This is a genomic window from Rhodococcoides trifolii (assembly GCF_014635345.1).
GTDB lineage: Bacteria > Actinomycetota > Actinomycetes > Mycobacteriales > Mycobacteriaceae > Rhodococcoides > Rhodococcoides trifolii.
Window position 1 is genome coordinate 424,040 of sequence record NZ_BMCU01000004.1, and the last position, 22,267, is coordinate 446,306.

The window sequence follows — 22,267 nt, forward strand, 5'->3', positions numbered from 1 at the left end:
GTGGAGCCGATGACGGGAATCGAACCCGCGTGTGCAGCTTGGGAAGCTGCCGTTCTGCCATTGAACTACATCGGCGAAGTGCGGAGGCAAGGTTAGCAAGTCGCCGATTTTGTGGGCAAGCAGGGACGCTTTCGACCCTGATCGCGTCCCAGATCGCCCACAAATTTCATATCGAAGCGCCGGCGTCGCGCAGCGCCCGCCGGATGTGACCCAGTAGTAGCTCTGGCTGTTGTGTCAATTGCCTGGCCTTGACCCTGATGAGCCGCCAGCCTGCTCCGCTCAGCGCATTCCAACGCTCGACGTCACGTTGCCGCTGTTCGTACTCGAAGTGTTGGTCACCGTCGTATTCGACGACTACTTTCCACATTTTGTATCCGAGATCGAATCGCCCGATCCAGTTTCCGAGCCCGTCGTAGATCACAAGCTGCGTATCGGGGCAGGGGAGTCCACTTCGCACCATGAACAGCCGAGTTCGCGTCTCCCAGATCGACTCTGCGCCCTCGTTCGTCAGCTCGACGACACCCCTGACGCCGCGGTACCCGTGGACTCGCGAAGCGTTGTGGCAGTAGTCGAGCAGCGTCGCTCTGGTCAGCGTCGTCGCCTGGTACAGCGCGTCCACGGCCTCGACCGCCCGGCTCTCGTCCAGATCACGGCACAGGTCGAATGCGGTCCGTACCGGGGACGTGACGCGCATCCCGCTGATCACGTGCACGTCTACTGGCGAGACGGTTCGTCGTCGCACAGTCACACCCGTCGGCGGCCGAAGCCGTTCCGTCACTATCAACTCCGCCTTGGCTGTGCTCGGCAAGTACTTGGCTCCGTGTATTGCGGCTGCAGAATATCCGGCGAGTATCGCGCCAGCCGGCGCCCACTTCCATGCGGCTTGCGCCCGCACGGATGCCGTCAGCTCTTCGTCCCGCTTCACCCACACGCCCGGGTGCAGGCGCCGGTATCCGGAGCGCAGGGCGTGTCGGGTCATCCCGGGGTCCGAGGATCCGCGCACGGTCATGAGTTCAGCGTCGACCAAGTCGCCGATGAACGGTAGCCCCGAGGCGTCACCCTGTGGATAACTCGAATTTGTGGGCTACCAGGGATGAAAACAGCTCTCATTCCGTCCCTGATCGCCCACAAATCGGCGGCCCGACTACCCTTCCACCCGTGCTCCTCTCCGACCGCGACATCAAGGCCGAGATCACCGCCGGCACACTCGGCATCGAGCCGTTCGACCCCGCGATGGTTCAGCCGTCCAGCGTCGACGTCCGTCTCGACGGCCTCTTCCGCGTCTTCAACAACACGAAATACACGCACATCGACCCGGCGCAGCGTCAGGACGAGCTCACCACGCTGGTCGAGCGCAAGGAGGGCGAGCAGTTCGTCCTGCATCCCGGCGAATTCGTGTTGGGGTCGACCCTCGAGCTCACGAGCCTCCCGGACAACCTCGCGGGACGCCTCGAAGGAAAGAGCTCGCTGGGCCGCCTCGGTTTGCTCACCCACTCGACCGCCGGGTTCATCGATCCGGGTTTCAGCGGCCACATCACGCTGGAGCTGTCGAACGTCGCGAACCTGCCGATCATTCTGTGGCCGGGGATGAAGATCGGGCAGCTGTGCCTGTTCCGACTGTCCAGTCCCGCGGAGCATCCGTACGGCAGCGCGGGCACCGGTTCGAAGTACCAGGGCCAGCGCGGTCCGACCCCGTCGAAGGCGTATCTGAACTTCCAGAAATAAACTTCAGGTTCGTTCGAATGGATGAACGCGTTGCTTCTCCCTGATTGAGCCGATAGTGTCGGGCTATCTGTTGGCTTTGTCGGGGTTCGTGAGCGAGGTGTACACCGATGAGGACACATGACAGCGCGTTCGGCGCGTCGATGGGCGCTGGTTGCGTCCGTGGCGTCGTCACCGACTCTTACGGCAATGTCGTCGACTCCACCGTCCGGCCCGTCATGGGCCCCACCATGGCCGCCAATGCGGATGCGGTCCATGAGCTGGCGCAGTGGTACGGGCAGGAGTCGCCGGTTCTGGTCGTCTCCGACCACACCGGGAATCCAGTTGCGGATCCCTACGTCTACGACGGCCTGCGCATGATCGGTGAGGTCGACGCGATCGTCGCCGCCAACCGTTCCCTCGGCATCATGGGTTCGTTGCGTGAGCTGGCCATCGTCGACATCGGGCGCATGGGCACGCGGGTGCACGTCGTCGATTCCTACACCGGCGAGGTCATGTCCACCTCCCGCACGGAACTGTTCGGCGGCGACGTGTGCGACCTCGCCGTCGTCGAGTACCTCGTCGACACCTACGGCGCCGCGGAACTGCTGTCCGACGGAACCGTCGCAGCCCTCGCCACCGAGGTGGCCGCCGCCAAGGAGTCGCTGTCCACCGAGGCGTCCGTCGACGTGTCCGGCCCGTTCGTGACCGACTCGGTTCGGTTGCGCCGCTTCGTGTTCGAGGATCTGATCGCGCCCGAAATGGGTGCGTTGACCGCTCTGGTGTCGGCTGCGCTGGCCGCAGGTGACGTCGACGGCATCCTGATGGTCGGCGGCGGAGCGAACATCGCGTCCGTGGTGCGGGCGGTCATGAACATCACCGAGCTGCCGGTGGTCGTCCCCGAACATCCCGAGCTGTTCGCCGCGGTCGGCGCCGCCCGATTGTCGACGGTTATTCCTGTGCGCACCTGGGTGCCGGCCCTGCCGGCCCCCGCACCGGTGTCCTCCTCACCGAGGCAGCACGCTGCGGTGTCGTTGTCGTCGTCGTCGAAGAGGCGTCGCTCGCGTATCGCCGCGTACATCGGCACGTGCGCCGTGGTTGCGGTGGCGGTGGTGGCGTCGCTGACTGCGGCGTCGGCCCGCACGGCGTCGGTGGATCGGATGTCGGAGGAGGCGTCGGGCGTCCCGTCGAGCGTCGTGTCCACTACCGTGCCTCGCAGTGCGCTGACTGCCGTGCCGCAGGTCGATGCGCCGGCGCCGGACACGACCACGACGACCACCGACGGCACCACCACCACCACGACCACCACCACGACGACGACTGAAACCACCACGTCCGAGTCTGCCGATCCGACCACCAGTGCTGCCGACCGCCCGGAGCCGACCACGTCTGCGCAGGCTCCTGCTGCGCCGAGCGTCACGCAGCCGACCACCACCACCAAGCGCGACCGTGATCCGAGTTCGCAGGCTCCGACCACGACCAGCGCTCCGATCACCACGACCAGGGCGCCCGCAACGACGACGCGTGCGCCGATCACCACGACGCGCATGGCGATTCCGACGATGACCATCGTCATGCCGCGTTGACACTTTTCGAGTAAGACCAGTTCGGGGGAACGACGATGGATGTTGTACTGGGGATTTCGGCTGGGTTGGCGGATGTGACTGCCACTCTGGTCGATCCCGAATTGCCGCAGCTCGGTGCGGTGGACGAGCGGGTCACTCCGCTGCGCCCGGAATCGGGTATGTCCGTCGGGGACGTCGTGGCTGCTGCGGTGGGCGTGATGTCGCTGCGGGCGGAACGGAACGATCTGCGTATCCGTCGCACGACGGTGGCGTATTCGTCGGCGGCGCAACGTGATTCGATCGTGTCGTCGTTCGATGCGCAGAAGATCACCGGTGTCGCGTTGGCCGATGCGTCCAATCCTGAGCTCGACTCGACTCTGGCCACTCCGGTGGCCGTCGCGGTCTGGGGTATCCAGTCGGCCGACACCACCACGTTCGCGGCCATCAAGGTGCCGCGCGCGCAGCGACAGCCGGACCCGTCGCGGCGCGGGTTGGCGTTGGTTGCCGGGGGTATCGCCGCGGCGGTGGTCGCGGGGGGCGTGGCGGTGTGGGCGGTCGCGGGCACGCGCGGTCCGGAGTCGACCGGATCCAGCACGCCGCTGACCTCGGAGACTTCGACGGTGGCGCCGACCACCACGGTCCCCGTTCCTGCGCCGGCGCTGCCACCGGCGCCTGTCGCGCCACCGGTCACGACCGACCCGGACACGGGGGAGGTCTACTCGGTGGATCCGAATACGGGGGAGATCTACACCCCGGAGACGTACGACCCGGAGACCTACACGGAGAACCCGTACACGGGTGAGACGTACACCGAGGAGACGGTTCCGCAGGCCAACGTGCGGACGCCGTCGACTGCGCCGATCAGAACGGTCCCGGTCGCGGCCCCGCCGTCGACTCGGTCCCCGTCGCGGCCGAACAGCGGCGGGTCGGCGTCGACGTCGGCTGCTCCCGTCCAAACGTCAACGGAGACAGTGCCTCCCGTCGTCACCGAACCCACGGTCGACCCTGAAGTGCCGCCGGCCGAGGAAACTGGTTCAAACCAATAGCTGGAATATTCCCCGAAAACCAACTATGAGAATGTTTCATCGCCTAGGATCGCCACATACCAATTCGCGGAACCTGAGTGGGGTCGGAGTATGCGCGCAGTAGTCGGAGTATCCATGGGAGCGTCCGCAATTCGCGCCGCCGTCATGGACCCGATGGGCCGCGCACTCCTCGGCACCGAGGCCGTACACGGGTGCGACCCGGCCATTCGACTGTCCACGGCACTGTCCGTCGTCGACTCGGTTGCGGCCAATCATCATGCGCAGCGCGACGGTGCGGTGCTCGTGGTGCCGGACGACCCGTCGTCGCGCATCGGACACAACATCCTCGAGATCCACGAGGGCGGCCCGGTTCGGCTGGCGTCCGAGTTGGGTGCCCAGCTGATGTATCTGCGGATGCGGGGACTGCTCGGCCCGTCGCGCACCACGGCGGTGGTCGACATCGGCCGCACGGGTATCTCGGTGTCCATCCTCGACTCGTCGAGCGGGCATGTGTACGACGCGATGTGGACCGAGTCCTTCCGCGGAGACATGTTCGCCAACGCCATCTTCGACCATTTGGCCGAAGAACACGGTGATCACAACGCAATGACCGCCGAAGCTCTCGACCGCCTCAGCGAAGGCATCGAGTGGAGTCTGGAGATGCTCGCTCTGCACCGCGTGGTGAGGATCGGTGGTCCGTTCGTCGGCGGTTCGGTCAACCTGTGGCGCACCACCGTCGACCGCCTGATGTTCGACCCGTTGACCGACGCGGTGGAGTGGGTTCGGGAGACGCTGGATCGGTGCCCGCGGCAGGTCGACACCGTGGTGCTACTCGGTGGGTGTGCCAACCTCCCCGTCGTGCGCAGCCTGTTCACTCAGTCGTTCGGTCCCAAGCTGATCACGCCGTCCACTCCGGAGTCGGTGTCGGCCAAGGGTGCCGCGCTGCTTGCGGTGCAACGGTCGGGTGCCGTCTTCCGGCAACGCACCTCGCAGCCGAGTTATCAGCGTCGAGACGTCACCCGGCACGCCGGATCTGTGTGACGTTCGACACGCTCTGAGCGGCTGTTCGTCGCAGTCATCCGTGGCAGCATGTCTCGTTCTCCGATTCGTACCGGTCCTCGTCCCGGTTCCGGCGGCACTCGATGCCGAGTCCGAGAACCACTGCGGCCGAGCAGGTCCCGGTGGTGGCACGCGATGCCACCGCGCCCCCGACCGGCGCTGATCGGTCGACAGGCGCCTACGCACGACATGCAGCACGATCGACGTCATTAGGTCGAGGCGCCGCGGGGTGTGCCATCCCCGAGAGGACGCACGCACGCATGTCGATTCACGAGATCTCCACCGGTACCCACCCGACGCTGCATCGTGATCTCGAGTCGGGTGCGCCGTTCGTCGTTGCGTTCGGGGGGCAGGGAAGTCGTTGGCAAAGCGTGCTTTCCGAGATCACCGCCGACTACGGTTTGAGCGCCCAGCTCCAGCAGGTGTGCGACGACGCCGACCGTCTTCTGACGCCGGTCGTGTCGGAACTACTTCCGTACGCGCCCAGCGTGTTCCGACCGTTCGCCCCTGCGGACGAAACCGCACCCGAGGCGTCGGTTCCCGGAATCCTGCTGGCGCAGATGGCGATGATCCGCGCCCTGTCGGTGATGGGCATCGACGCCACTCGGTTCCCCGATGTTCGCGCGATCGGCCATTCGCAAGGATGTTGGGGCGCGGCCGCATGGGACGCCGCAGGCCAGGACGATGCCGAGCTGATCGCCGCGGTACGCATCACCGTCGCGGCAGTGGTCAAGCAGGCCCGTGACTGTGGACTGACCGGTAAGGGTGAGCGCGCTCCGATGGTGTCGGTGGCCAACATCGATCCGAACCGGCTTCTGGCGCTGCTCGAACAGGTACCGAGCGTCGTCCTGTCCATCAAGAACAGCCGCCGCCGCGTGGTGCTCTCGGGTCCGTACGAGGATCTGGTCCGCGTGCAGGAGCTGTGCCGCGCCGTCACCGACGCAGATACGGCCGAGCGCGACGCGAAGCGCACCGGCGGGGCACCGTTCGATCCGATCTTCGAACCGCTGCCCATCCGTATCGGGTTCCACCACCCGGCTCTCGAACCGGCGCTCGACGACGTCCGCGCCTGGTCCGAACGGTGCGGTCTGAACGCCGAGCGTGCGGTCGACCTCGCTCGGCGCACCGCCGTCGACCCCGTGGACTGGGTGGAAGAACTGGAAACGGCGTCGGTCGGAACGAGCTGGTTGCTCGACATGGGGCCGGACGACACGATCGGGCGACTGAGCCGATCCACGTTGGCGAGCAGCGGAATCGGCATCGTCTCGGTGTCGACGCGGGCCGGGCAACGTCAGCTGATCACCCCCGGCGCTGCGCCCGTTCCCGAGCGGCCGTGGGCGTCGTACGCACCGACGCTTGTGTCGCTACCGGACGGGCGCACCGTGGTCGAGACGTCGTTCACCCGGCTGACCGGTCGGTCACCGATCCTCCTGGCCGGCATGACGCCGACGACGGTGGACGTCGGTATCGTCGCCGCCGCGGCCAACGCCGGGTACTGGGCGGAGCTGGCCGGGGGCGGTCAGGTCACGGAAGCGATTCTGGCCGAACGTATTACCGAACTGACCCGCGAGCTGCAGCCCGGCCGCGCCGCGCAGTTCAACTCGATGTTCCTCGATCCGTACCTGTGGAAGATGCAAGTCGGTGGCAAGCGTATGGTGCCGAAGGCGCGTGCGGCCGGGGCGCCGATCGACGGTGTCGTCGTCACCGCCGGCATCCCCGAGTTCGACGATGCGCTCGCCCTGATCGCCGAATTGAAGAGCAGTGGAATCGATTACGTGACCTTCAAGCCGGGCACGGTCAAGCAGATCGCCGCCGTGGTGGCCATCGCGAAGGCGACGGACGAGGCGATCATCGTGCACGTCGAGGGTGGCCGCGCGGGGGGACACCATTCGTGGGAAGACCTCGACGACCTCCTGATCGCGACGTATCAGCAGCTCCGCGCGGCGCCGAACGTCGTGCTCTGCGTCGGCGGCGGCATCGGTACACCCGAACGGGCGGCGGATTACCTCACCGGCTACTGGTCCGTGCAACGCGGGTACCCGGCCATGCCCGTCGACGGCATCCTCGTCGGCACCGCCGCGATGGCCACACTCGAAGCCACGACGTCGCCCGAGGTCAAACGACTGCTGATGGAGACAGCAGGCTCCGAGCGGTGGATCGGCGCCGGCCGCACCGACGGCGGAATGTCCTCGGGCCGCAGCCAACTCGGGGCGGACATCCACGAGACCGACAACGCGGCGTCTCGGTGCGGGCGGCTGCTCGACGAGGTGGCCGGTGACGCCGGCGCGGTCGCAGCCCGTCGCGACGAGATCATCGACGCGCTGTCCAAGACGGCCAAGCCCTACTTCGGCGATGTGGGGACAATGACGTACGAGGGGTGGCTGCGGGGGTGGCTTCGCCACACGGGCGCGGAAAAGAGTCCAGGGGCACTCCTTTCCACACCCGACCCCAGCTGGACCGCCCGCCTCGACGCCTTCCTCGCCAGAGCCGAGGCACGCCTTCACCCATCGGACAACGGCACCGTCGACTCCGTCCTCTCCGGCGAGGAGGACCCGTCTGATGCTGTCGACGCGCTCGTCGCCCATTACCCCCATGCCCGCGACACCGTCCTCCACCCCGCGGACGTCGCATTCTTTCTGCAGCAGTGCAAGGTTCCGGGTAAGCCGGTGCCGTTCGTGCCCATCATCGACGCGGACGTTCGGCGATGGTGGCGCTCGGATTCGCTGTGGCAGGCGCATGATCCGAGGTATGCGGCCGATCAGGTCATCGTGATCCCCGGCCCGCAGTCCGTCGCAGGAATCGACCGTGTCGACGAACCGGTCGCCGAGTTGCTCGGCCGATTCGAGCAGGCCACCGTCGACCGCCTGGCGAGCACGCCGACATCGGTGCCGGGCCGGCGCCGCGACGATCGTACCGACGGCCCGCTCTCAGTCCTCCTGGCCGCCGACACCGTCGACTGGGTGGGTCGGCAGATTTCGAATCCTGTTCGTCGACTGGGTGATTGGCATGCGAAGGACGATGGGTTCTTCACGAACCACCCGGGGGCGGAGCTGACCACCATCAGCGCCGACACCGTGCTGCTGACGGTGCCGCTGAACGGGCGCCGTCTGTCGATCCCCATCACGGTTCCGCCCTCCGCCACCGACGGTGGAGTGCCGGTCGTATCTGCCCACGCCGCAACGGAAACGATGCTCCTGCTGCTGGAGGTCGCTGCCGGTGGGTCCCTGCCCGAGGTCCGCGACGGCGTCGCTCGGGACACCGCCGCGTGGATGCCGAGCATGGCGTCCGGCCACACCGCAGTCACCGCAGCGGGTCTGGCCGACGACCGGCATCCGAACGGGCCCGTGCCCGACGTCGTGATGGGCGCCTGCTGGCCGGCGGTGTTCGCGGTTCTCGGCTCGGCGCAGACGGAGTCGGGCGTTCGGGTGATCGAAGGGATGCTCGACCTGGTGCACCTGGACCACACGGTCACCGTGCACGCTGCTCTGCCCACCGAGTCGAGTGCGTTCATCGTCCGGGCCGAACTGGTCGGGGTCACCGACACCGACGTGGGCCGGGTGGTCGAGGTGTCGGTGCGGGTGCAGTCGTCCGGGGCGCACGATCTCGGTGTCGCCGATATCGCCACCATGACCGAACGCTTCGCCATTCGTGGTCGAGTGGGCACCGCAACCCTCAGTGCTGCAGAGCCCATCGGGAACCCGACCCCGCGACGACGTCGCCTCGCAACGCACCTGACCGCTCCAGACGCCATGCACGCGTTCGCCGCCGTGTCGTCCGACCACAACCCCATTCACACGTCCGATGCCGCGGCCGCGCTGGCCGGACTCGACGGCCCTATCGTGCACGGCATGTGGCTGTCGGCTGCCGCCCAGCATGCCGTCGGCGTCGAACTCGACTCGTGGACAGCGTCGTTCCTCGCTCCGGTCGAGCCGGGTGCGCGCATCGACGTCACGGTCGACCGCGTTGCGTCCGCTGCAGGACGGGATGTCCTCGAGGTCCTGTGCCGGGTCGACGGAGACCCGGTCATGTCGGCCACGGCAGTTCAGAAGGCTCCCGTCACCGTGTATGCGTTTCCAGGACAGGGCATTCAGAGCGTCGGGATGGGTCAGGGGGCCGCGACAACCTCGATTGCCGCGAAGAGAGTGTGGGACCGCGCCGACGCGTTCACCCGCGACCGACTCGGCTTCTCCATCCTCACCATCGTGCGGGACAACCCGATCACCATCACCGTCGACGGACGCGAGTTCCACCACCGCGACGGCGTGCTCTTCCTGACCCAGTTCACCCAGGTCGCGATGGCCACCCTCGGGTACGCGCAGATCGCCGAGCTGCGTGAGAACGACGCAGTGGCAACCGAGTACGTCTTCTGCGGCCACTCGGTCGGCGAATTCACGGCCCTGGCCGCGGCGGGTGGCATCTTCGACCTGGACACCGTCATCGAGCTGGTTTACGCGCGCGGCACCATCATGTCCGACCTCGTCGAGCGAGACAGTCAGGGCCGCAGCAACTATGGAATGGCTGCTGTTCGACCGAACCGGATGGGGCTGAGCGACGCGTCCTTCGTCGCGGACGTGGCCGCTCGGTCGGGTGAATTCCTCGAGGTCGTGAACTACAACCAGCGTGGGGCGCAGTACGTCGTCGCAGGAACAGTGTCCGGGCTCGAGGCGCTGGAAGGGGAGTGTTCCGACCGCGCCTTCGTCAGGGTGCCGGGCATCGACACGCCGTTCCACTCGTCGGTGCTGCACGAGGGGGTCGAACGCTTTCGCTCCGTGCTCAATCGGCTCGTTCCGAAGATGATCGACGCGGATGCGCTGGTCGGGCGGTACATCCCCAACCTGACGGCGCGCCCGTTCGCCCTTCCCGCTCCCGTCCCGGCTGCGACTCAGGGGCACCCTCACACCGATAGATCGACTGAATGTGCCCCTGAGTCGACTAGAACGGCCCGCACCCTCCTCATCGACCTCCTCGCCCAGCAGCTCGCGAACCCCGTGCGCTGGATCGAGACCCAGGACGTGCTGTTCGACGAGTTGGGAGTGCAGCGCTTCGTCGAAGTCGGTGTCGCCACCGCACCCACTCTCGCGAACCTGGCACGCAACCGAGCGCCACAGGTCTTCAACGTCGAACGTGATCGCGCCGTGGTGTTCTCGCAGGACGCCGATGTGGCCGAGACCCTGGAGCCCGAGGTCGTCGACGCGGCGGTCGTCGTCGAAACAGCCCCGATACACACGACCGCACGGCCCGCCGACATCCCCTTCACCGTCGCCGACGCAGTCCGCGTGCTCATCGCGACGTGGACCAAGGTGCGCCTCGATCAGCTGAGCCTTACGGACACGGTGGAGTCGTTGTGCGAGGGCGTCTCCTCACGCCGCAACCAACTGATGCTCGACCTCACCTCGGAGCTCGGCATCGGAGCCATCGACGGCGGCGCCGATCTGGACCTCGCCTCCCTCGGCGCCACAGCCACGCGAATGTCACCGCGCTACAGCGCCTTCGGCCCCGTCTTGACCGACGCCCTGGACGACATGCTGCGCCGCACCCTCGGCCCGTCCGGCAAGCGACCGACGTACGTCACCGAACGTGTCACCGCTACATGGCAACTCGGCACCGGCTGGGCGGCGCACGTGCGCGCCGAACTGGCGTTGGCAACGCGCGAGGGCTCGAGCCTGCGGGGTGGTGCTCTCGGAACCATTGACCTTGCCGACGTCGACACCGCGGTCGACGAGGCGGTCCGCAGTGTCGCGTCGCGGGCCGGTGTCGCCGTGTCGCTCCCGTCGAGCAGCACGGCCAGCCATTCGGTCGACAGCGGCGCGCTGAACGATCTGTCCGACAGCATCATCGGAGCCGACGGCATCCTCGCCACCACCGCGCGCGCCCTCCTCGATCAACTGGGACTGAGCGAGACGGTCGACGCACAACCCGTGCACGACGACGAGCTCGCCCGCATGGTCGCCACCGAACTCGGCACCGACTGGCAGAAGAAGATGGCGCCGGCCTTCGATCCGCGTAAGGCCGTGCTGCTCGACGACCGCTGGGCGACGCTGCGCGAAGACCTTGCTCGCATCTACACCGGGCAGGACACCGTCGACCCGGTGCGGTTCATCGGGGCGGGGGATGCCGTTGTGAAGCAGGCTCACTGGTACCGGACCCAATGTGACGTTCGGTCCACATACGCAACCCAACGTCACATTGGGTCGCGACGGGACACCCTCGACCACATCGCCACCAACGCCGCTCTACCCCCCGTCGACACCTGGTCCGCCGACACCGCCGTGGTGACCGGCGCGAGCACGGGAAGCATCGCCGCGGCGATCGTCGCCGATCTGTTGCAGGGCGGCGCGACGGTCATCGCCACCACCTCCCGCCTCGACGCCGACAAGCTGGAGTTCTACCGAAACCTGTACCGCGACAACGCCGTCGTCGGCGCCAAGCTGTGGGTGGTACCGGCGAACGTTGCGTCGTACGGTGACGTCGACGCCCTGTCCCGCTGGATCGGCGAACGGCAGACGGAGACGCTCGGCGGCAAGACGATCGAGATCAAGCCCGCGTTGCAGCCGACGATGCTGTTCCCGTTCGCAGCCCCGGCGGTGTCGGGCGATCTGACCGACGCCGGTGGCCGCGCCGAAATCGAGATGCGGGTGCTGCTGTGGTCGGTGGAGCGCATGATCGCGACGCTGTCGGCCATCGGCTCGGACACCAACACCCGCGCACGGCTGCACGTGGTCCTGCCGGGCTCACCCAACCGCGGACTGTTCGGCGGCGACGGTGCCTATGGCGAGGCCAAGGCATCCCTCGACGCCATCGTGGCGCGGTGGAGGTCGGAATCATGGTCACGCCGAGTCACGTTGGTGCACGCCCTGATCGGGTGGGTCAGCGGCACCGGGCTCATGGGTCACAACGATCGACTGGTCGACGCCGCCCGCGAGCGCGGGGTGGAAGTGTTCACCCCGTCGGAGATGGCAGGACTCCTCCTACAAACGTGCACCGCCGACGTCCGACGCCTCGGCGCACCTCTCGACATCGACCTCAGCGGCGGGTTGGCCCACGCCGGCCTCGATTTTGCGACGCTGGCGGCCGAGTCCCCCAGAGTCGGGGGCACATTCAGTCGAACCGACGACGTGAGGGTGCCCCTGAGTCACAACAGCAGACGAACAGTCAGAGCCCTCCCACCCGCCCCCCGCACAGTCCCGCGAACCCTCGACCCCACCTGGCCTGCAACGACCGCCCGCCCCGAGGACCTCGTCGTCATCGTCGGTGCGGGGGAGGTGGGAGCGTACGGATCGTCGCGCACTCGCTTCGAAGTGGAAGTGCACGAACGGCTCTCGGCCGCCGGAGTCGTCGAGCTCGCCTGGAACACCGGTCTGATCGAGTGGCAGGACGGGTGGTGCGACCGCGAGAGCGGCGAGCCGATCGACGAAGCGGACATCGCCGATCGCTATCACGACGCTGTGCTGGAGAGGACGGGCATTCGCACCTTCCCCGACTACGGCGTCATGACGGACAACGCCCTCCCGCTCCTCACCTCGGTGTTTCTCGACAAGGACCTGACGTTCGTGGTCGGATCGCGCGCCGAAGCCGAGTCGTTCCAGGACGCCGATCCGGACAACACCACGATCACCGAGAAGAACGGTGAATGGACCGTCACCCGCAAGCAGGGCACCGAGATCCGGGTACCGCGCGCGATGAAGATGACCCGCACCGTCGGCGCGCATCTTCCCGACGGTTTCGACCCGCTCCGCTGGGGCATCCCCGCCGACATGGTCGACGCTCTCGACCCGGTGGCGGTGTGGAACATCGTCGCGACGGTCGACGCGTTCCTCTCCAGCGGCTTCAGTCCGGCCGAATTGCTCCAGAAGGTGCACCCGCGGTACGTCGCGAACACGCAGGGGACCGGGCAGGGTGCGCAGCAGGCGATTCACGCCGCGTACGTCCAGACCATCCTGGGTGAGCCCGTGGCGAACGACATCCTGCAGGAGACGCTGCCGAACGTCATTGCGGCGCATGTGGTTCAGAGTTACGTCGGCGGGTACGGCGCCATGGTGAACCCGGTCGGGGCGTGCGCGTCGGCGGCGGTGTCCGTGGAGGAAGGCGTCGACAAGATCCGGCTCGGCAAGGCCACCCTGGTGGTTGCGGGCGGCTTCGACGACGCCGGCCCGCAGAGCATCCTCGGGTTCTCCAACATGTCGGCCACCGCGGATTCGACGGCGATGGAGGCGAAGGGCATCGACCCGCGACGGTTCTCCCGTGCGAACGATCGCCGCCGCGCCGGGTTCGTGGAGGCGCAGGGCGGCGGCACCGTGCTGTTGGCGCGCGGGGACCTGGCGCTCGAGATGGGACTGCCGGTTCTCGGTGTGGTTGCGTGGGCGGGGTCGTTCGCCGACGGTATCCACACGTCCATCCCCGCGCCCGGAATCGGTGCGTTGAGTGCTGGAGTGGGTCACCGCGACTCCGAGCTCAACACTGCGCTGACGAAGCTGAACCTCACCGCCGACGACATTGCCGTGGTCTCGAAGCACGACACGTCGACCCGAGCCAACGACCCCAACGAAGCCGAGATGCACGAGCGCCTCGGAGACGCCATCGGACGCAGCGAGGGCAACCCGTTGATCGTGGTGTCGCAGAAGTCGTTGCTGGGCCACGGGAAGGGCGGCGCGGCAGCGTTCCAGATCATCGGGCTCTGCCAGATTCTGGACTCGCAGCAGATCCCCCCGAATCGCTCCCTCGACTGCGTGGACGACGAGATGAAGCAGTACCCGCATCTGGTATGGCCGAAGAGAACGCTCGAGCTGAAACCCAGGGCCGGCATCCTCACCAGCCTCGGCTTCGGGCACGTCTCGGGAATGGTGGTGGTGGCCCACGCCGACGCCTTCCTGGCGGCGCTGACGTCCGACGAGCGGCTCACGTACACCGAGAAAGCACGTCGGAGGACCGAGACGGGACAGCGGACCCTGCTCGACGCCATGTGCGGGGGACCGAGCATGTACCAGAAGCCGGACCGGCCGTTCGTCGACCGCCGTGAGGTGGACATGTTGTTGGACCCGCACGCGCGACTGGGTTCGAACGGCGCATATTGATCCTGGGTTCGGACCCGCTTCCACAGGCCAAACAAACCATTACGCGGTAAATGGCTCGGAAAGAGCGGGTCGTTTGGTTGTCCTGAGGGACAACAGATTCCACTCCGGTTCGTTACCGCATTGCGATGTTGCCCAATTCGGCCCCGCTGATGAGGAATGGTTACGATCTGTTTGGAATCGCGATCGGGGTCCAAAAACGACCCACTCGATTCGGTGTTCTCGGGGGGAACGTGGAAACAGCGGCGTTTCCGAATGACGGAGCTCTCTATGTCGAACACGAATGGGTGGAGCAGTGACCAGAAGTACTGCGGCAGTGGCCGGAACCCGGCCGCGAGTAGCGATTGCGCACGACTACCTCACGCAGCGGGGTGGAGCAGAGAAGGTCGTCCTCGCCATGGCGCGGGCGTTTCCGGAAGCGCCGATTTACACGACCCTCTACGACGCGGCAGCCACCTACCCCGAGTTCGGTGACCTCGACATCAGGGTCTCACCGCTGAACCGTGTCGGGCTTCTCCGATCCAATCACCGTGTGGCTCTTCCGTTTCTGCCGCACGCGTCCAGCATGACCGAGATCGACGCCGACGTGGTGCTCACCAGCTCCAGTGGGTGGGCGCACGGCTTCTCCACCACGGGCAAGAAGCTGGTCTACTGCTACTCGCCGGCTCGGTGGCTGTACCAGACGGACGTCTACCTGGGCGAGTCCAGCGGTATGGTCAAGCGACTGCTGATGTCCGCGCTGACACCCGCGCTCCGGCGCTGGGATCGACGGGCTGCACACTCGGCCGATCGCTACCTGGCAATCTCGACGGCTGTGCGCGAGCGCATCACGACCACCTACGGGATCGACTCCACGGTGGTGCCCGCGCCGTTCACCGTCGACGACAGCGCCGGTGTCGAGGCCGTGCCGGAGGCGGCGGAGTGGCTCGCCGGCAGCGACTACTACCTGTGCGTGTCCCGCCTGCTGCCGTACAAGAACGTCGACAAGGTGATGAAGGCGTTCGAGGGCACCGGCCGCACATTGGTCGTGGTGGGCCGCGGACCGGAGAAGGACGCGCTCGAGGCCATGCGGCTCGACAACGTGTTGATGCTCAGTGATCTGTCCGAGGGGCAGATGTCGTGGCTGTACCAGAACACGTCCGGACTGGTTGCGGCGAGCTACGAGGACTACGGGTTGACTCCGCTCGAGGCCGGTCATCACGGAAAGCCCAGCATTGTGCTTCGCTGGGGTGGATTCCTCGATACCATTTCCGAGAACGTCACCGGAATCTTCTTCGATGAGCCGGAGCCGCAGGCCATCTCGGCCGCCATCGACCGGTGCGAGAGCCGTTCGTGGGACTCCGCGCGCATCGTCGGACACGTCCAGCAGTTCGGGGAGGACCGGTTCGCCGAACGCCTTGCCGACACCATCGACGACTTGCTCGGGAGCGAGTCCAGCACGCGGGTCGGCGCACTGCCGACGTGAATTACTGATCGGATGCAATGACCATCACTCGGGCACTGCCGTCGGGGTCTGTGCCGCCATCGCGCAGAACCGGCGTCACCATGCGACGTGTCGACCACGGTCGGCACCGGCGCAAGCGCATCGTCAAACGGACGATCATCGCGTCCAGCGTGCTGGCACTCGTGGCGATCATCGGCATCGTGACCACCTTCGTCGTCGTGTTCGAGCGTTACTTCGACGCGGTTGACCGCATCCCGGGCGTCTTCGACGGACTCGACGAAAGTGCCCGTCCAGCGGGAACTCCCGGTGCCACCAACTTCCTCGTGGTCGGTTCCGACGCGCGCACGACGGGTCCGACGACGGGTACGGACGCCACCGAGGAGGCAGGTGATGCCCGGTCGGACCTGATCATGTTGGTGCAGTTCCACAGCGACGGCCGAACCGCCGAGATCGTCTCCATTCCGCGGGACTCCTGGGTCCCCGTTCCCGGTCGCGGCAACGACAAGATCAACGCCGCGTACGCATTCGGTGGCCCGACCCTGCTGGTGCAGACCGTCGAGGCGCTGACCCGAGTGCGGGTCGACCACTTCGCGGTCATCGACTTCTTCGGCTTCGTCGCCGTCACCGACTCGTTGGGGGGTGTGTTCGTCGACGTCGCGCGAGAGACCGAGAACGAGGGAGTCACGTTCTACCAGGGGCGAAACTTCCTCACCGGTCTGGCCGCTCTGGCGTACGTGCGACAACGCGTCGGACTTCCCGACGGTGACCTGGACCGAATCCTGCGGCAGCAGAACTACCTTCGAGCGTTGGCGACCAAGATTCGGCAGGTCGATCCCATTCGCAAACCTCGGCAGGTCGACCGGGTTCTGAAGTACATCACCCGGGCAGTGAGCGTCGACGATACGTTGAGCAATCTCGACCTCGCCAAGCTGGCGGTGGCGCAACGCGGCCTGGGGCCCACCGACGTCTCGTTCCTGCGGGCGCCCGTCGGCGGATCCGGAACGGAAGGCAGCGCCAGCGTTCTGTACCTCGACGACAGCGCCCGCAACACCCTGTGGCGCTACATGGCGACGGGCACGCTGCGAGAACGGGTCTCGGAGTTCGGCACGCTCCCGTCCACGCCGTTCTAGAGCTCAGAACCTCAGAACCTCAGAACAGCGACGCGTACAGCTCGCGGTGCCGGGCCGCGATCCGATCCCAGGCGAAGGTCTCTGCGTGCACTCGGCACTCCTTCGCCGTCGGGCCGATTCCGTTGAACACGCCGACGATCCGTGCGGCGAGGGCGTCGGCATCACCGATCGGGACGACGAGAGACGGATCCAGTGCGACGACGGTGTCGGGCAAGCCGCCGCAGTCGGTGACGACGGGGGGTCGACCGGACGCCAGCGATTCGAGGGCGATCAACCCGAAACCTTCGAGCGCAAGGCTGGGAATGGCTGTGACCGTGGCCATTCGGTAGAGCTCGTTGAGGCGGGCGTCGCTCACGCGACCTTCGAACGTGATCGATTTGTCCAGTGACATGCGCGTGACGAGTGCGCGAAGCTCGTCCTCGTACGTGCCTTTTCCGACGATGAACAGCCGTGCGTCCGGTTCGGCCCGAAGAATTTCGGGCCACGCGTTGATGAGCACGTCGATGCCCATGCGGCGTTCGAGCCGCCGAGCGCAGACCACCACCGGGGCGGACGTCTCGGGTTCGGCGAAGGCGAACCGTTCCAGATCCACACCGCCGGGAATGATCTCCACGATGTCGGGGTCGATGCCGTAGTCACCGACGATGACGTCCTTGAATCGTTGGCAGAGAACGACGAATGCGTCCGAGCGCGAATAGATGGACTTCTCCAGCAGGAACTTCGCCCGGATTCGCATGTCCCGGGCGCCGGCCATCTTGCTCTCGGCGGCCCACGGACCCTGGAAGTGCGTGATGACGTTGGTTCGCCGCTCCAGGGTGGTGCGGGAATTGCCGTAGAGCGCAAAGTGACTGTCGATCAGTGTGTTCGAGCGCCCCGCTCTCGAGACCTCGGGTGGGTGCACACGGGACGCGGCGATGCGCGCCGGGAGACTCTTGCCGGTCGGACTCCAGGACGTGCCGCCCGGGATCGGATCGCCGAACGCCGAAGCGGTCACCGGCCCGGTTTCGTCGTCACGCAGAGCCGAGAACAAGGATTCGAAGTATCGATTCAAACCGCCGGGGCGGGAATCGAACCACTCGGACCCGGTCATGTGTACGTGCACGGCACCCTTTCGGTGAATTCGCTTGTTACTCAGTGGACTACCGACAGGCAATTGTCAACTGGCGCTTGTAGTATTCACTGAAATCGAATGCACGGCAAAAGTTCGGAAGGGCCTCGACAAGCGTGAAGCGCGTTCTGATCGTCACCCGAGAATTCCCGCCCCAGCCCGGCGGTGTGGGTGATTACTGCGCGCGATGGATCGAGGAGACGCGCAAGCGGTGGCCCGACTGCCATGTCACCGTCCTCTGTGCGCCGTGGCCGGGTCGGGGCACCACGTTCGACGGAGCCGATGTGGTCGAACACGAGGACTGGACCCGGTCGGGCTACTCGGCGCTCGTCGCCACGGCACGCCGGCTCCAGCCGGACGACGTCGTCTTTCATTACGTGCCGCACATGTACCACCGGCAGGGCCTGCCGCTCTCCATCCCGCTGTTGGTGTGGACGTTGCAGCGACGCGTCGCTCCCGTCACCACCGTGTTCCACGAAATGAGCTCGGCCGTGGTCACATTCAGACACCGGGTGCTGGCGCTACCGCAGGCGGTACTGGTGATGCTCGTTGCCAGCGCGTCGCCGAAGTCCGTGGTCACCATCTTCACGCGGGCGCGGTGGCTCGGAGTTCTCGTGCCGTGGGTTCGCAGGCGCATCACGGTCATTCCCGTCTCGCCCACCATGCACAACCTGTCCGCGCGCGACGGTCTGCCGCCGTCTCGGCCTGCGCTGCGCCTGCTGCACTTCGGGTCGAAGCATCCGTCGCGAGACTTCTCGATGATCGTCGGTGCCCTCGACGCGCTCGATGCGCGCGGCATCGCTTACGAGATGCGGGTGGTGGGAACGGCGGCGGCCCCGGATCCACGTGCTGTTCCCCTCGGGTACCGCGCGGAGCCCGAGGTGATCGAGGAGATCCTGTCGGCCGACATCGCGTTGCTCCCGTTCAAGGACGGCGCCTCGGGGCGCAGGTCGACGGTAGCCAACTGCTTGATCGCTGGCGTCCCGACGGTATCGACCCGCGGCCATGACACCACCCCGTCGTGGTACGGCGACGCACTCGTACTCGCGCGCGATCCTGCCGAATTCGCCGACGCGGTAGTCGCTTTGGCGTCGGACCCGGCCGCGCGTGCACGTCGGGGCGAAGCCGCGGCGCAGTGGGCGGCAGAGAACATCTCGTGGTCCGTCACCGGTGCGGCGTGGGCCGGCGTGCTCGAACTCGATGCGCGAGAACCGGTCCTGTGAGAGTGCGCGGGCTCGGCAAGTACCGCAAGATCATCGCCACCGCCGGGGTTCAGGCGTCCACCACCGGCCTCGGGTTGATCAGTGGGATTCTGATCGCCCGCACGCTGGGCGCCGACGGGCGCGGGTCCATCACCGCCGTCATGATCGTGCTGACGGTGCTGTCGTGGTTGGTGTTCCTCGGTGTGCCCAACGCCGGCGGTTACATGTCCACTCGCACGCGCACTCCCGTCGTCACGCAGGCCGCGGCCACGTCGGTGGTGCTGGGAGCGCTCGCGGGGGTGGTGCTGTGGATCCTCGCGCCCTCAGTCGCCGGCGACTATCCGGAGTTCGTCACTCACGGTCTGCGCGCCGCGGCGGTCACGTTGCCGTTCGTCGGGCTGGGCCTGTGCGGGCAGGAGATCCTCTACGCCGAGTCGCGGGTCAAGTCGTGGAACGTCTTACGGATCGTGCCGCTGGCGGGGCCCAGCGTCTGCGTCATCGGACTGGCCGCTGCCGGTCAGCTCACCGCTCCCCACGCGGTCATCACCTATCTCGCGTCGATGATCGTCTACATCGTCGGCGGCACCGCGGTTCTGCTCACCAGGACCGCCGGGTCGCTGCGCTCCGAGGCCTACGGGGCGCTGATCACCTACGCGTTCCCCCGGTGGATGTCCGCGGCGTCGGACGCCGTGACGGCGCGGATGGATCAGCTGGTGATGGTCGTGTTGTCGACGCCGTCCGAGCTGGGGCGGTACGCGGTCGCGGTCACCGTGGTGTCGGTGTCGAATCCGCTGTCCCAGGCGGTCGGCATGATGATGTATCCCGAGACCCGCAACGCATCGGGCGATCGACGGCTCCTGCACCGCGCGACCCGTCGCCGCGCCGTGATGCTCAGTGCCGCGGCCGGGCTCGTCGTGACGCTGGTGGCCGCTCCGTTGATCGGGGTGCTGTTCGGACCCGACTTCCGCGGTCTCGAGTCCATCATCGTGGTGTTGGTGATCGCGCAGGTGTTCAACGATCGGTACTACGTGGACATCTCGTACTTCGCCGGAATCGGGCGGCCGCACATTCTGATCGTGCCGTCGTGGATCACGGCGGCGGTCATGGCGGCCGGTCTCGTGGTACTCGGTCGGGGCGGACTGACGGGGTTCGAGGCAGCGTCGGTGACCATGACCTGCGCGATCGTGCGGTGTGTCGCCATCTCGTTCGCGACCCGGCGTGAGGAGCGCCGACACCCGACGGTCGACGCCATGACCGGCGGGCAGGCCGGAGGCCGGTCGGAAACAGTCGACTAGTCCAGCGTCCGAACCACTTTGCCGGGTACGCCCATCACCAGCGAGTTCGGCGGCACGTCCTTGGTCACCAACGAACCCGCCCCGATCACGGACCCGGCTCCGATGGTGACGTTCGGGAAGATCGTCACGTTCGCACCGACCCAGACCCCGCGGCCGATGTCGACCCGGCCCACCACCACCGGGCCGTATCGCTTCTCGGACGGACCCAGCTCGTGGGTCGACGTCAGCACGGAGCAGTTGTAGGCGAGTCCGGATCCGGGGGCCATGGTGATGGGCCCGGTGGCGTCGAAGGTGCAGCCCGCGTTGATCACACACTCACGTCCGAGTGTCACCTTGGCGTCGCCGTACACCGCGAGCCCGGGGTACATCGCCACGGCGCGGCACTCGATACCACCGAGCCGGTACAGCACGCTGCGCTGCCGGGTGGTCCAGATCGAGTTGGACGCGACGGTGTTCAGCCAGAACCGGCGGAAAGAACCCATGCCCGCCCTACTTCGTCACGGTCTGATCGGACACGTCGGCGGTCTTGTCGCCGGGAACCGCAGGACCGGGTAACGGGGGCGGAGATTGATTCGTGGCTTTCTTTCGGGTCGAGAACTTGAGAAACGGTTTCTCGATCAGCTGATAACCCAGGAATCCCGCGAGAACGCTGAGCGCAATTCCAAGAATCGCATTGTTCCAAGGCGGCGGACCGAAATGATTGATGAACAATTGTTGGAACAGGTAGGTGCTGTAGGAATTGATGCCGACGAAGGTGAACGCGCGGAACGAGAAGAACTTGATGACCCACTTGGATCCGTTCAGGCAGGCGACGATGATGATGCCGCTCGCGACCCCGTCCAGGGTGTAGCCGATCGGGAAGTAGTAGTGCAGCTTGAAGATTCCGGCAACGTAGGGCTCGATCAGCGTGATGAAGACCGTGGCCGGGATCGCCAACCGCAGGCACCACTTCACCAGCTGGTCACGGAAGCGTTTGTCGTTCAACAGCAGTGCGAACGCCCCACCGATCAGGAACGAGTCGACGCGGGTGTGGAACGTGACGGTGATGTTGCCGCGTAGGGACTCGAACAGCAGGTACTGCCCGATGCGGACGATGGGCCCCAGCACGATCACGACGGCCGCGACCCGCAGGGCGATCTTGGGCCCGAAGAAGTACAGGATCAGCGGCCAGATCAGCAGGAACTGCACCTCGATGGCCAGTGACCAAGAGTGCCCCACCCACCACGCATTGGCCGGTCCGGAGACGTAGTTGTTGATGAACAGTGCTGCCGAAAGCCACTGACGCAGCGACACACTGATGAACGACACGTTCGCAGCCAGGATGGCCACCACCACCAGGAACACCGCGAACGCCGGTATCAACCGCATCGCACGGCGGTAGTAGAACGCGCCGAGTGCGATGCGGCCGGTCTTGTTCAGCTCACGGACCATGAGCGAGGTGATGAGGAACCCGCTGAGTGCGAAGAAGATCACCAGTGCGCGGTATCCCTGGAAGAACGGCGCGCCGGCGAGCACCGGCCACCCCATCGAGGCGGCCCCGTGACCGAGCAGGACGAGAATGGTCGCAAATCCACGCAGTCCGTCCAACGCCTGCATTCGGCTTTGCGGAGCGGCGGTGACGGACGAATTGCTCATGGGTCGATGATAAGAGGGTGATCGCGATATTTCTC

At 66.5% G+C, this 22,267-nt stretch carries 13 protein-coding genes and 1 tRNA gene; 9 read left to right on the forward strand and 5 right to left on the reverse strand.

Translation table 11 applies throughout. The features are described from left to right. Window position 1 precedes the first annotated feature (1 nt). Both IEW02_RS19700 and IEW02_RS19705 read right to left on the reverse strand, forming a co-directional pair. Window positions 2-75: transfer RNA gene (locus tag IEW02_RS19700), tRNA-Gly, on the reverse strand. 91 nt (window positions 76-166) lie between these two features. Further along, a complete protein-coding gene (locus tag IEW02_RS19705; RefSeq protein WP_188546572.1) occupies window positions 167-1,009 on the reverse strand; it encodes a type IV toxin-antitoxin system AbiEi family antitoxin in 843 nt (280 codons plus the stop codon). 149 nt (window positions 1,010-1,158) lie between these two features. Here IEW02_RS19705 and dcd point away from each other — a divergent pair, with 149 nt between their 5' ends. From dcd to IEW02_RS19740, 7 genes are all read left to right on the forward strand, one after another. Beyond that, complete coding sequence (gene dcd, locus IEW02_RS19710; RefSeq protein ID WP_188546573.1) at window positions 1,159-1,725, forward strand: dCTP deaminase; 567 nt, start codon at window positions 1,159-1,161, stop codon at window positions 1,723-1,725. Window positions 1,726-1,832: 107 nt separating this feature from the next. Further along, the gene (locus IEW02_RS19715) at window positions 1,833-3,287 is read left to right on the forward strand and encodes an Hsp70 family protein (RefSeq protein ID WP_188546574.1); all 1,455 of its coding nucleotides are present in this window, start codon (window positions 1,833-1,835) and stop codon (window positions 3,285-3,287) included. 74 nt (window positions 3,288-3,361) lie between these two features. Next, window positions 3,362-4,312 (forward strand): hypothetical protein, encoded by a 951-nt coding sequence (locus IEW02_RS19720; RefSeq protein ID WP_188546575.1) that lies wholly within the window; start codon window positions 3,362-3,364, stop codon window positions 4,310-4,312. A 114-nt stretch (window positions 4,313-4,426) separates the two neighbouring features. After that, window positions 4,427-5,332, forward strand: a complete 906-nt coding sequence (locus IEW02_RS19725; RefSeq protein ID WP_188546576.1) for an Hsp70 family protein — start codon at window positions 4,427-4,429, stop codon at window positions 5,330-5,332. Between the two features lie 278 nt (window positions 5,333-5,610). After that, window positions 5,611-14,421, forward strand: coding sequence for a type I polyketide synthase (locus tag IEW02_RS19730; protein WP_188546577.1), 8,811 nt, complete (start codon window positions 5,611-5,613; stop codon window positions 14,419-14,421). A 292-nt stretch (window positions 14,422-14,713) separates the two neighbouring features. After that, a complete protein-coding gene (locus tag IEW02_RS19735) occupies window positions 14,714-15,883 on the forward strand; it encodes a glycosyltransferase (RefSeq protein ID WP_229746168.1) in 1,170 nt (389 codons plus the stop codon). A 17-nt stretch (window positions 15,884-15,900) separates the two neighbouring features. Continuing rightward, window positions 15,901-16,992, forward strand: a complete 1,092-nt coding sequence (locus IEW02_RS19740) for an LCP family protein (RefSeq protein WP_188546579.1) — start codon at window positions 15,901-15,903, stop codon at window positions 16,990-16,992. A 19-nt stretch (window positions 16,993-17,011) separates the two neighbouring features. Here IEW02_RS19740 and IEW02_RS19745 read toward each other — a convergent pair whose 3' ends face one another. Then, window positions 17,012-18,082: a glycosyltransferase family 4 protein gene (locus tag IEW02_RS19745; RefSeq protein ID WP_188546580.1), complete on the reverse strand. Its 1,071-nt coding sequence runs from the start codon at window positions 18,080-18,082 to the stop codon at window positions 17,012-17,014. A gap of 134 nt (window positions 18,083-18,216) precedes the next feature. On the opposite strand from IEW02_RS19745, the gene IEW02_RS19750 reads away from it, so the two are divergent. Next, entirely contained in the window at window positions 18,217-19,323 is a 1,107-nt protein-coding gene (locus IEW02_RS19750) for a glycosyltransferase family protein (protein WP_188546581.1), read from the forward strand. Further along, a complete protein-coding gene (locus IEW02_RS19755) occupies window positions 19,320-20,597 on the forward strand; it encodes a lipopolysaccharide biosynthesis protein (RefSeq protein ID WP_188546582.1) in 1,278 nt (425 codons plus the stop codon). The genes IEW02_RS19750 and IEW02_RS19755 overlap by 4 nt, the downstream gene beginning before the upstream one ends. Here the strand turns inward: IEW02_RS19755 and IEW02_RS19760 are convergent. Both IEW02_RS19760 and IEW02_RS19765 read right to left on the reverse strand, forming a co-directional pair. Beyond that, a complete protein-coding gene (locus IEW02_RS19760) occupies window positions 20,594-21,079 on the reverse strand; it encodes an acyltransferase (RefSeq protein WP_188546583.1) in 486 nt (161 codons plus the stop codon). The genes IEW02_RS19755 and IEW02_RS19760 overlap by 4 nt on opposite strands. A 7-nt stretch (window positions 21,080-21,086) precedes the next feature. Then, window positions 21,087-22,232 carry an acyltransferase family protein gene (locus IEW02_RS19765; RefSeq protein WP_188546584.1) on the reverse strand — a complete coding sequence of 382 codons (1,146 nt, stop codon included), beginning with the start codon at window positions 22,230-22,232 and terminating at the stop codon, window positions 21,087-21,089. Window positions 22,233-22,267 lie beyond the last annotated feature (35 nt).

What these genes read in the sequence shown, in the direction of transcription:
- IEW02_RS19705 (WP_188546572.1), bottom strand. Translation starts at nt 1,009, where the DNA reads ATGACCGTGCGCGGATCCTCGGACCCCGGGATGACCCGACACGCCCTG.
- IEW02_RS19715 (WP_188546574.1), top strand. Translation starts at nt 1,833, where the DNA reads ATGAGGACACATGACAGCGCGTTCGGCGCGTCGATGGGCGCTGGTTGC.
- IEW02_RS19725 (WP_188546576.1), top strand. Translation starts at nt 4,427, where the DNA reads ATGGGAGCGTCCGCAATTCGCGCCGCCGTCATGGACCCGATGGGCCGC.
- IEW02_RS19730 (WP_188546577.1), top strand. Translation starts at nt 5,611, where the DNA reads ATGTCGATTCACGAGATCTCCACCGGTACCCACCCGACGCTGCATCGT.
- IEW02_RS19740 (WP_188546579.1), top strand. Translation starts at nt 15,901, where the DNA reads ATGACCATCACTCGGGCACTGCCGTCGGGGTCTGTGCCGCCATCGCGC.
- IEW02_RS19745 (WP_188546580.1), bottom strand. Translation starts at nt 18,082, where the DNA reads ATGACCGGGTCCGAGTGGTTCGATTCCCGCCCCGGCGGTTTGAATCGA.
- IEW02_RS19760 (WP_188546583.1), bottom strand. Translation starts at nt 21,079, where the DNA reads ATGGGTTCTTTCCGCCGGTTCTGGCTGAACACCGTCGCGTCCAACTCG.
- IEW02_RS19765 (WP_188546584.1), bottom strand. Translation starts at nt 22,232, where the DNA reads ATGAGCAATTCGTCCGTCACCGCCGCTCCGCAAAGCCGAATGCAGGCG.